The organism is bacterium, assembly GCA_035529855.1.
GTDB lineage: Bacteria > RBG-13-66-14 > B26-G2 > WVWN01 > WVWN01 > WVWN01.
The window spans coordinates 42,835-53,139 of the sequence record DATKVX010000011.1 but is presented as its reverse complement, the minus strand read 5'-3'; the positions used below and the strand labels follow the sequence as shown (position 1 = coordinate 53,139).

The 10,305-nt window shown below is 66.9% G+C and carries 11 protein-coding genes; 3 read left to right on the top strand and 8 right to left on the bottom strand.

The window, feature by feature from the left end:
- The first annotated feature begins 173 nt into the window (after positions 1-173).
- Genes VMX79_01335 through VMX79_01325 form a run of 3 tightly spaced genes read left to right on the top strand, consistent with a single transcriptional unit; the run spans position 174 to position 1,791 of the window.
- On the top strand, positions 174-371 hold the full coding sequence (locus VMX79_01335) for a hypothetical protein (protein ID HUV85737.1): 198 nt from the start codon (positions 174-176) through the stop codon (positions 369-371).
- 25 nt (positions 372-396) lie between these two features.
- Positions 397-666, top strand: coding sequence for a PqqD family protein (locus tag VMX79_01330; protein HUV85736.1), 270 nt, complete (start codon positions 397-399; stop codon positions 664-666).
- Positions 667-720: 54 nt separating this feature from the next.
- Positions 721-1,791: a radical SAM protein gene (locus VMX79_01325; GenBank protein ID HUV85735.1), complete on the top strand. Its 1,071-nt coding sequence runs from the start codon at positions 721-723 to the stop codon at positions 1,789-1,791.
- 73 nt (positions 1,792-1,864) lie between these two features.
- Here the strand turns inward: VMX79_01325 and VMX79_01320 are convergent, their stop codons facing one another.
- The 8 genes from VMX79_01320 to VMX79_01285 all read right to left on the bottom strand — a co-directional run bounded on the left by VMX79_01320 (position 1,865) and on the right by VMX79_01285 (position 10,303).
- A complete protein-coding gene (locus tag VMX79_01320; GenBank protein ID HUV85734.1) occupies positions 1,865-3,220 on the bottom strand; it encodes an MATE family efflux transporter in 1,356 nt (451 codons plus the stop codon).
- 90 nt (positions 3,221-3,310) lie between these two features.
- On the bottom strand, positions 3,311-4,135 hold the full coding sequence (locus VMX79_01315; protein HUV85733.1) for a hypothetical protein: 825 nt from the start codon (positions 4,133-4,135) through the stop codon (positions 3,311-3,313).
- Between the two features lie 39 nt (positions 4,136-4,174).
- Positions 4,175-4,963 (bottom strand): TlyA family RNA methyltransferase, encoded by a 789-nt coding sequence (locus VMX79_01310; GenBank protein HUV85732.1) that lies wholly within the window; start codon positions 4,961-4,963, stop codon positions 4,175-4,177.
- An 8-nt stretch (positions 4,964-4,971) separates the two neighbouring features.
- The gene (gene dxs, locus VMX79_01305) at positions 4,972-6,858 is read right to left on the bottom strand and encodes a 1-deoxy-D-xylulose-5-phosphate synthase (protein HUV85731.1); all 1,887 of its coding nucleotides are present in this window, start codon (positions 6,856-6,858) and stop codon (positions 4,972-4,974) included.
- Between the two features lie 47 nt (positions 6,859-6,905).
- Complete coding sequence (locus VMX79_01300; GenBank protein HUV85730.1) at positions 6,906-7,979, bottom strand: polyprenyl synthetase family protein; 1,074 nt, start codon at positions 7,977-7,979, stop codon at positions 6,906-6,908.
- A gap of 8 nt (positions 7,980-7,987) precedes the next feature.
- Positions 7,988-8,224, bottom strand: a complete 237-nt coding sequence (xseB, locus tag VMX79_01295) for an exodeoxyribonuclease VII small subunit (GenBank protein ID HUV85729.1) — start codon at positions 8,222-8,224, stop codon at positions 7,988-7,990.
- On the bottom strand, positions 8,208-9,464 hold the full coding sequence (gene xseA / locus VMX79_01290) for an exodeoxyribonuclease VII large subunit (protein HUV85728.1): 1,257 nt from the start codon (positions 9,462-9,464) through the stop codon (positions 8,208-8,210). Before xseA ends, xseB begins: the two co-directional genes overlap by 17 nt.
- Positions 9,461-10,303 carry a bifunctional 5,10-methylenetetrahydrofolate dehydrogenase/5,10-methenyltetrahydrofolate cyclohydrolase gene (locus VMX79_01285; GenBank protein ID HUV85727.1) on the bottom strand — a complete coding sequence of 281 codons (843 nt, stop codon included), beginning with the start codon at positions 10,301-10,303 and terminating at the stop codon, positions 9,461-9,463. The genes xseA and VMX79_01285 overlap by 4 nt, the downstream gene beginning before the upstream one ends.
- Between the last annotated feature and the right edge of the window lie 2 nt (positions 10,304-10,305).

Here is a 10,305-nt window from a genome sequence, read left to right as displayed (position 1 = left end):
CGCCGCGGGTACGGCCGTCGCCTCGGGGGTAATATAGAAAACCGATCGCGGTCGAAACGCCCGTATTAAAAAGGGCCGGGGTACTTTACGCCCGTCATTCGCCCCAAATCAAATCCGTCTGGAAAAACCCGGCGCTATGCGAAGCTACGCCGCAACGTTAAGGACGGGGAAAATTGAAAAAGAAGTACGATAAACCCTCCATCGGTAGCGAACAAGTGTTCAAATTGACGTCGCAGGCCTGCGGCGTAAACGAAGCCTCTCCGGGGGTGTGCGCCGACGGCTTCAAGTACGAGGGATTCTGCGATTCCCCGTATAAAATCCGGAACGCGGAGTGCCCCGAATTAACCTGGCCCCCCGTCCCCTACTCTTAAAAAGAAGCGCGGCTACGGACGATCTATGACCTACGTCCTGAAGAAAAAAGAAATCGCTTACCGTAAAATCGGCGACGAATACTTCGTCCTTACGACGAGTGACAGCACCCTCCACAACGTAAAGGGCGCGGGCGTTCGGGTCGTAGAGCTCCTCGACGAGGGCAAGAACGAAGACGAAATCCTGCGCCTGCTGCTCGACGAGTACGACGCCCCCGCGGCCGAGGTCGAGGCCGACCTGGCGTCGTTCCTGGCCGAACTGGAGGCCAAGGGAATATTAACCCGGAACGACGGCTAGCCGCCGTCGCTCTCGAATTGGCCGAGGGCGGAAGTCGTCGGCGTTTTTTCTGCCTTGGAACAAAAAGAGAGCCTTTACCGGAAATTGACCTACGCGGCGGCCGCCGACCGGATTCCGATCGCGGTGATGTGCAACCTGACGTACCGGTGCCCGCTCGAGTGCGAACACTGCTACGTAGTAGACGCCCGGCCCGGCGGCGACGAGCTCACGCTCGCCGAATACATATCGCTCTTCGACCAGCTCGCGGCCGCGGGCACCCTTTTCCTGACGCTCTCCGGCGGCGAAACGCTCTGCCGGACCGACTTCGTCGACATCCTGGCAGCGGCGCGCGCGCGACACTTCGCCGTCCGCATCTTTACCGGCGGCACGTTGCTCGACGAGGGCCTGGCCGCCGATATCGCCTCCCTCCACCCCATCGCGGTCGAGATCTCGATACACGCCGCCACCCCCGAGCTCCACGACCGCTTCGTGGGGCGGGAGGGGACCTGGGACAAAGCCATGGCCGCCGCTCGTCGGTTGGCCGGACTCGGCGTCAACGTCATAATTAAAATGAACGTCATGAACTTCAACTACCACGTGGTGAGAACCCTGCACGACCTCGCCAAGTCCTTCGGCGCGGACTTCCGCTACTCGCCGTACGTCTCGGTCACGAACGACGGCGGCCGGGAGCCGCTCGGATTGCGGATGACCGACGAGCAGCTGCGGGAATATTTCCAAGCCGTCAAGGACTGGGTGGGCCTGCCGCCCAGCGAAGCGGACGCGTGCGACGAGGATATTTCGACGCCGGTCCGCTACAACGGCCGGGCGCTCAGCTGCATGTCGGGCTTCAACAACTGCTCCATCGACCCCTACGGCACCGTTTGGCCTTGCGTTTCGCTTCCGTACGATCTGGGAAACATCCGCGAAAAGCCGTTCGACGAGATATGGCACGGCGAGGAGGCGGAGCGCGTCCGCGCCCTCGTGGACGAAACCGCCGAAGAGTGCGCCCGGTGCGAGCTCGACCGCTACTGCTTCCGGTGCCCGGCTTTTTCGCTGTTGGAGGAGGGGGACATACGGAGGGCGTCGCGCGAACACTGCCGCGTGGCCCGGGCCGCGAAGGAGGTCTTCGGGCGTCCGTTACGTTAGCGTAATAAAAAACGGGGCGACGTAAAAAAGCCCGGCTCGAGCCGGGCTTTACTTTTGCGGGCCGCCGCTCGCCTTAAAGTTTCCTGTGCTTCCAAATGCCGGTCCTGAATACCGCGTACATAATGCAGCCCTCGAGTACGGTCGGGATCGTAATCGCCCAGTACACCCCCGCCACCCCCATCCCGAGGACCTTCGTAAACACGTACGCCATCGGTATGCGTACCCCCAGCAACACCACCGCCGTCACGACGAGCGGCGGCACCGAGACGCCGGCGCCGCTCATCGCCCGCGAGAGCACCATCCCCAAAGGCACGAATATAAAGGCCGGCGCGCAGATATATATGTAGAGCGCGCCCAACCCGACCACTTCGGCGGTATGGTCGAATATCGCCACCCACCGCCGCGCGAACGCCAAAAGCACAACTATCATCACCGCCGCGACGGCCGCGTATATCCCCACCGAGGCCATCGCCGTGCGCTCGGCGCGCTCCTTCTTGCCGGCGCCCAGGTTCTGCCCCACCAGGATGGCCGCCGACATCGCCAGCGCGAAGCCGGGCATCAATATCAGGCCCGTCAACTGGCCGCCGATGCCGTAGGCCGCGATGGCCCCGGTCCCGGCCGCCGCCACGAAACCCACCAGGACCATCGCCGCCGCCGCCCGGATCAACATCTGCGTGCTGGCCGGTACGCCGATCGTCAATATCTGCCACGCTATCTTGCCGCTCAAATTCGCGGGCACGAAAGACCGCCACGGCAGATGCCGGCGGGTGAACACGGCCGCGGCCGCCGCCAACCCGACGGCGTACGCCAACACCGTGGCCAGCGCCGCGCCTTGCACCCCCAGCTCCGGCGCGGGCCCCAGGCCGAAGATAAAAACCGGGTCGAGGAGGATGTTTACCGTTACGGCCCCGGCGACGATAATGGTCGGCGTAACCGAATCGCCCAGACCGCGCAGCATAGCGCTGATCATCACCATAAATACGAACGCAAATCCGCCGAAGAAGAATATGGTGATGTATCCGTACGCCAGGTCGACGACGTGGGCTTCGGCGCCCAATATTTGCAATAACGGTTTCCCCACAAGCGGCCCGGCCGACGCCATTAAAACGGCGAGAACGGCGGCCGCCGCCAGCGTCGTCGCCATGGCCTTTCGCAGGCTCGCGCCGTCGCGCGCGCCGTGGAACCGCGTGACCAGCGCCTGGGAGCCGATGGCGACGCCCATTATCGTCGTCCACACCAGCCAGATAACAAGGCCGGCCAAGGAGACCGCGGCGATGGCCGCGGTCCCCAGCCGGCTTACGAAGTACATATCGGCGATGTTGAACGCGCTCTGGAGCAGGTTCCCGGCGACGGTAGGAACGGCGAGCCAAAGGATCGGCTTTATCAAGGACCCGGACGTAAGGTCGGCGTTGCGGTAACGTTCGAACATCTAAGGCTCTCTTGGACGCATCGGGTAAACTGCCGCCCACGCGGCAGTCGGAGCAACGAGGCGCCGCCCGGGTAGCGATTTAAGCGCCGGCTACAGCCAGAGGCTCGGGCCGGCGGCGAAGGTCAGGCCGTTCATAAAGGAGTCGCCCAGGTCCAGGTCGTATCGCACTTCAACCTCGGCGCCTACGCGCCGGTGTAGTTGGAGCGAGCTCTTGGCGCTGACGTAGAAGCTCGAGCCGCTACCCGGGACCGCGTCCTCCGGCACGTACGTGTAGTTATAGTAGGGCGCCTGGGGCGGGTCCGCGCCGTGGTTCGTCGGGTCGTCCGTCTTGGTACCGGTCAACATATACGCCTTATACTGGTACCCGAACGTTATGAGCGCGAAGGACCGGTTCAAGTCGAACTCCATCACGGCGCCCACGTCGGGGCCGAAGCCGTTGGCTATAATGCCGTTTTCCACGTTCTCGGCCTTGGTCCAGTTGCCGCGCCAGAACCCGCCGAAATACGGCTTCAACATCTTGTCCTCGAAGTACCCGCGGTTGAAGATGTACCCGCCGGTCGCGGTGAGCGTCGCGTTGTTGACCTGGCGCGTCTCCGTCATCGAGTCGATCTCGTGGCGGTTCCACAGCGAGGCGAACGACGCGCGCCAGGTATCGCCCTTCAAGCCGAAGCCGAAAGGCGAAGCCGCGAAATCGGTGCTCGAGAGTTCGACCTCCTGCCAGGGGTCGACCGGCGGCTTGATGTCGTAATCGTAGTAACCGACGAGCTTCTCGTAAATTTTACTGTCGCCCGAGTCGTAGTCCCCGGCGAAGACGCCAACCAGGCCGTAAATGTAGGCCGCGGTATCGGCGGCGAAGGCCCCCGCCGCGAAGGCGAGCAGGAAAATCAACGCCGCGGTTAACGAACGTCTTAACATGGAAATACCTCCTTTGGAAACGCCTTTCAAAGGTTTGCGTTAAGCGTTCTCCGAAGCGACGACGGCCGCGATCTCGGCGGCGAGGTCGCGGCCTTCCGCGCCCCGCACGCCGCGCAGGAAGAACTCGCGGTTGCCGGCCGGGCCCCGCAGCGGCGACGCCGCGACGCCGACGGCGGCGAACCCCAGCTCGTCGAATACCCTCACGTTCTTCGCGATAACGTCGCCGTGCACGGCCGCGTCCCGCACGACGCCCCCCGGTTCCACCGCGTCTCGCGGCGCCTCGAACTGCGGTTTGACGAGCGCGATCATCTCCTCCAGCTCGGCCAGCGTCGGCACCAGCGGCTCGAGTATCTTCCAGAGGCTGATAAACGACACGTCTATGACGAGCAGCGTCGGCGCCGGCTCGAGCGTCGAGCCGTCGAATTCCCGGGCGTTGAAACCTTCCCACACCGTTACCCGCTCGTCGACGCGGAGTTCCCAAGCCAAAAGGCCCCGGCCTACGTCCAGCGCGTGGACGTGCGCCGCCCCCCGCTCCAGCAGGCAAGAGGTGAAGCCGCCCGCGGCCGCGCCGACGTCCAAACATACCTTTCCCTCGGCGTCTACGCCGAAGCGGTCCAGCGCGAAGGCGAGCTTCTCGCCGCCGCGCGACGCGTACCGGCGCCCCGCCGCGACCGCGACGTCGGCCCGCTCGTCGACGGCCGTCCCGGCCTTCTCCTCCACCCGCCCTTCCACCGTCACCTTCCCCGCCATAATTAAACCGGCCGCTTTCGCGGTCGAAGGGGCGAGCCCCCTGGCTACCAATATCTCGTCCAACCTGCGTTTCGCCAACGCCGCCCTCACCGCCGCTTCAACAAACCCCTGGCCGCGGCCGCTATGCCGGCGGCGTTCAAGCCGTATTTATCCAACAGCTGCTGCGGCGTCCCGTGCTCGACGTACTCGTCCGGGTAACCCAGCCGGGCAAGCCTAATATCGCCGGCCAGGTCGCGGTCCATAAGTAATTCCGCCACGGCCGAGCCGAAGCCGCCGGCCAGGCAGCCGTCCTCCGCGGTAACGACGGCGCCGCTCCGCCGCCCCCACTCGAGTATCAGGTCCTCGTCCAACGGTTTTATGAAGCGCGCGTTCACGACCGCCGCCTCGACGCCGTCCTTGGCCAACAGCCCCGCCGCCTCGAGCGCCGGGTAGACGAGGCGCCCCACCGGGAGCAACAGCACGTCGTCGCCCTCGCGGAGCAGCTCGGCGACGCCCGGCTCGAGCGCGCGCCGCTCGCCGGCCATCTCGACGCCGACGGCCGTGCCGCGCGGGTACCGTATCGACCACGGCCCGAGGTCGTAGTAAATCGCGCTGTACAACAGCTGCGCCAGCTCCGCTTCGTCCTTGGCGGCGCTGACGACCATATGGGGCAAGTGGCGCATATAGGCCAGGTCGAAGGTGCCGTGGTGGGTGGGGCCGTCGTCGCCCACCACGCCGCCGCGGTCGAGCGCGAACGTAACGGGCAGTTTCTGCAAGCACACGTCGTGGTTCACCTGGTCGTACGCGCGCTGCAGGAACGTGGAGTAGATGGCGCACACCGGCCTTAACCCCTCGCACGCCATTCCGGCGGCGAGCAGGACCGCGGTCTGCTCGGCGATACCGACGTCGACGAAGCGGTCCGGGAACCGCTCGCGGAATAGGCTCAGGCCGGTGCCCTCCGGCATGGCCGCGGTGATGGCGACGATGCTCTCGTCCTCCTCCGCCAACTCCACCAGCGTCTCGGCGAACACCTTGGTATAGGGTTTGGCCTCGGCCTTTTTGCGCGGCTTGCCGGTGGCGACGTCGAAGGGCGGGTGGCCGTGGTAGGTCGTGGCGTCGTTCTCGGCGGGGATGTAGCCCTTCCCCTTTTGCGTCAGGACGTGGAGCAGCACCGGGCCGTTGAGCTTCTTGACCCCCTCCAGCGTTCGAACGAGCGTGGGGATGTCGTGGCCCTTGACGGGGCCGACGTAGCGGAAGCCCAGCTGCTCGAACAACATCCCGGGCGTGAGGAGGTTTTTTATCGACTCCTCCAGGCGGCGGGCCGCGCCGAAGAGCGACTTGCCCCACGCCGGAACCGATTTCACGAGGTCCTGCATGTCGGAGCGGAACTTGTCGTAAGGGGGGAACAACATGACGCGCGCGAGGTAGTCGGCGATGGCGCCCACCGACGGCGATATGGACATCTCGTTGTCGTTGAGGACGACGATGAAGTCGGTATCCTCGCGGTGGCCGGCTACGTTAAGGCCCTCCAGCGCGCAGCCGCCCGAGAGCGCGCCGTCGCCTATGACGGCGACGACGTGGAAGTCCTCGCCGTTGCGGTCGCGAGCGACGGCCATCCCCAGCGCCGCCGATATCGACGTCGACGCGTGCCCGACGCCGTACGCGTCGTACTCGCACTCCGAACGCTTGGGGAAACCCGAAATGCCGCCGAGCTGCCGCAAAGTATCGAAACCCTCGCGGCGGCCCGTCAGGATCTTGTGGCCGTACGCCTGGTGCCCCACGTCCCATACTATCTTGTCGCGCGGCGAGTCGAAGACGTAATGCAGCGCCACCGTCAACTCGACGACGCCCAGGCTGGGCGCCAGGTGGCCGCCGGTCCGCGAGACGTTCTCTATGATGAAAGTCCGCAACTCGTCCGCGAGCTGCTCGAGCTCGTCTTCGGTCAAGCCCTTCAAGTCCGCGGGCGAATTTATACGGGGGAGAATCTCAGCCATTACCTATTCCTTACGACGATTGCCGGCCGACGTCGCCGCGACCGCCGTCAGTACGTTCGTGCGAGTAAAAACTCGGCCCACGCGGCGAGCATGTCGCGGTAGTCGCCCGCCGGAACGCCGTCTAACTCCTGCAACGCTCTCTCGTGATGCCGGCGCGCCCGTTCGCGAGCGTACGCAACGCCGCCCAGCGCGGCCAGCTTCTCCTTTAAAATGTCGACTTCCTCGTCGGTGGCGTCGTCGCGGCCCAGCGTCGCCTCGACGTACTCCCGGTCGCCCGCGCCGGCGTTTCGGTACGCGCCCAGCACGACCGCGGTCCGCTTGCCCTCCCGCAAATCGGAGGCCGCGGCCTTGCCGGTTTTGCCTTCGTCGGCGAAATACGGGAGCGTATCGTCGACGTGCTGGAACGCGGTCCCGCACGACCGGCCGAAGGCCCCAAGTTTAGCTATTACGTCCGGCGCCGCGCCGCCCACCGTCGCCCCGGCCCGGGCGCACCACTCGTACAACACGCCGGTCTTCTTGGCGAGCATATCCTCCACGGCCTCGACCGTTACTTCCGCCAGCGGGGCCCGGCTCAATCGCACGTCTTCGGTCTCGCCCGCCAGGATCGCCGGGACCGCGGCCGCGGCGAGCTCGGTCCCCAGCCGCCAGGCCGTCTCGGCCGTCGTCACGCCGTTCTCGGGAAGTCGAGACAGCAGATGCGCCGCCCAACACGGCCCCATATCCCCCGCCAACAGGGCCACCGTCAGGCCGTAATGCTCCGCTTCCTCGCCCTCCAGGCCCAGCTCCGCCGACCCGCGCGCGGCGAGCTCGTTGTGAACCGTCGGGCCGCCGCGCCGCAGCTCGTCGCGGTCGATGATGTCGTCGTGGATAAGGGTCCAGTTGTGCGTCACCTCGGCCGCGGCCGCCGCGGCCAGCGCCCAATCCTCCTCGCCCCCCGCCGCGCCGCAGCAAAACATTACCACCGCGGGCCGAAGGCCTTTGCCGCCGCGCTTCAGGTACGCCGCCGTCGCCTCCCGCAGGTGCGCCGGCGCCACCGCCGACAGGAAGTCGTCCGCGGCCAGGTACTCGCGCGCCCGGCGCGCCCGCGCTTCGATAGCTTCTATTATTTCTTCTCGGGTCAACGCCTCACTCAGTCCCCCTCGTCGAGGTCCTCGAGTTCCGGCTCGCCCTCCGCGTCGCGCGACAGCTTCTTAATCCTGGTCTCGGCCTGGTCCAGCACCTCTTCCAGCCGCTTGGTTATCGCGACGCCCTCCTCGTAGAGCGCGAGCATCTCGTCAAGCGTCTCGGGGCCCTCCTCGAGCGCGGCCACTATCTCCGACAGGCGCGCGAGGTCGTCCTCGAACGTCGGCTTATCTTTTTTGGGCAACTTCTCCGGCCTCCCCGTCGACGACGTCCACGGCCCGGCGGCCGTCGGCGAAATGTAACGTTAGCCTCTCGCCCGCTCCGGCCTGGGCGGCGCGTTTGACGGTCCTGCCGTCGCGGCCGGCGACGTTGTAACCGCGCTCCAGCGTGGCCGCCGGCGAGAGCGCGCGAAAGGCGCGCGACACTTCCACGTACCCGCCCCGGAAAGAGGCGACGGCGTGGCCTACGGCCCGCGACGCCCGGGCGGCGGCTTCGTCGACGCGCTGGCGCCTCTCGTCCAACCGGCCGGGAACGGCGCGGAAGCCGTACGACCTTCCGGCCGCCGCCACCCCCTCGCGCGCGGCGGCGACGTAATCGCGAGCGGCGCCGAGCGCCTCGAGCCCCATCTCCTCTACCTCGGCCCGGACGTCCTCCTTTACCCGCACCGCGAGCTCGGCCGCCGCGGAAGGCGTGGGCGCGCGGACGTCCGCGGCGAAGTCGGCCAGCGTCCAGTCCACCTCGTGCCCCACCGCCGATATCGCCGGCGTTCGCGACGCCGCTATCGCGCGGACCGCGACCTCCTCGTTGAAGGCCCACAGGTCCTCGAGCGAGCCGCCGCCCCGTCCCACGATGAGGACGTCCGCCGCGCCGGCCCGGTCGAAGTCGGCTATGGCCTGCGCCACGTCGGCCGCGGCGCCTTCCCCCTGGACCTTCGCCGGCCTTAGTATAATGGTGATACCCGGCCAGCGCCGCGACAATACGTTCCTGATATCCCGGAACGCCGCCCCCGAGGGCGACGTTACCACGCCCACCCGGCGCGGGAAGCGCGGCAGCGGCCGCTTCCGCTCCTCGTCGAACAACCCCTCCGCGGCGAGCTTCTTCTTAAGCCGCTCCAGCGCGGCCATAAGCTCGCCCTCGCCCCGCAGCGCGAGCGAGGAGACGTAGAGCTGGTACGAGCCCTGGGGTGGGTAGACGCCAACCCGGCCGCGGGCGACGACCTCCAGGCCGTTCTCGGGCGTAAAACGCAGCCTGTTGTTCGCCGGGTGGAAGAATACGCACCGCAGTACCGCGGCGTCGTCCTTGAGCGAGAAGTACATGTGCCGCGCGGCGTGATGTTTGAAGTTCGATATCTCGCCCCGCACCGCGAGCTCGGCGTCGAACGCTCCCTCCAGCGTCGCCCGCACCTCTTCCGTAAACTCGCTCACGGTGTAGACGGCGGGGCCGACGGGCGCCTCGAAAAGCGGGAACTCGCGTTCGTCGTTCATAACGATATCCCCGCCCCCGCGGCCCGGGCCACGTTGGCCAGCAGCAACGCCGTCGTCACCGGCCCCACGCCCCCTTTGGCGGGCGTGACCAGCGACGCCACCTCCGCCGCCTCCTCGAACGCGACGTCGCCGACGACGGTACCGTCCGCCAGGAAATTGTAGCCGCAATCCACCACCGCGGCGCCGGCCTTTATCATATCACCCGTAACCAGGCCGGCCGAGCCCGCGGCCACGACCAGCACGTCCGCGCGCCGGCAGGCCGCCGCCAGGTCGCGGGTCCGCGTGTGGCATATCGTAACCGTCGCGTGGCGCGCGACCAGCAGGCCCGCCGCGGGCTTGCCTACTACCGGCGACCTTCCCACCACCGTCGCCTCCGCGCCGACGAGCTCGACGCCGTACGCGTCCAGGATGTACAACGCCGCGGCCGCGGTCGACGGAACGAACGCCGGCCGCCCGGCCCACAGAAGGCCCAGCGACGCGCTGGCCTGGCCGTCGACGTCCTTGGCGACGGATATCCCGTCGGCGAGCTCGGCGTCCGCATCCCTGCCGGCGAAGGGCTTTTGGAGTATTATGCCGTGTACCGAGGGGTCGCCGTTGGCGTCGGCAATAACGCGCGCGGCTTCGCCGGCCTCCGGCGCCAGCTCGTGCACGACGACGCTAACGCCGACGGCCTCGCCGGCGCGGGCGAGGGAACCGGTATAGGCCGCGGCGCCGTCCTCGCCGCGGGCGAGCACTACCGCCAGCGTGGGCGACGCGGCGGCCTCGGCCACGGCGGCCTTTACTTTTTCCTTTACGGCCGCGGCGAGCTGTTTCCCGTCGACTACGGTAGCGTGCCCCACGG

Bases quoted from the DNA above. Each gene is read 5' to 3' on its own strand.
- VMX79_01320 (HUV85734.1), bottom strand. From the start codon at position 3,220: ATGTTCGAACGTTACCGCAACGCCGACCTTACGTCCGGGTCCTTGATA.
- VMX79_01315 (HUV85733.1), bottom strand. From the start codon at position 4,135: ATGTTAAGACGTTCGTTAACCGCGGCGTTGATTTTCCTGCTCGCCTTC.
- xseA (HUV85728.1), bottom strand. From the start codon at position 9,464: ATGAACGACGAACGCGAGTTCCCGCTTTTCGAGGCGCCCGTCGGCCCC.
- VMX79_01330 (HUV85736.1), top strand. From the start codon at position 397: ATGACCTACGTCCTGAAGAAAAAAGAAATCGCTTACCGTAAAATCGGC.
- dxs (HUV85731.1), bottom strand. From the start codon at position 6,858: ATGGCTGAGATTCTCCCCCGTATAAATTCGCCCGCGGACTTGAAGGGC.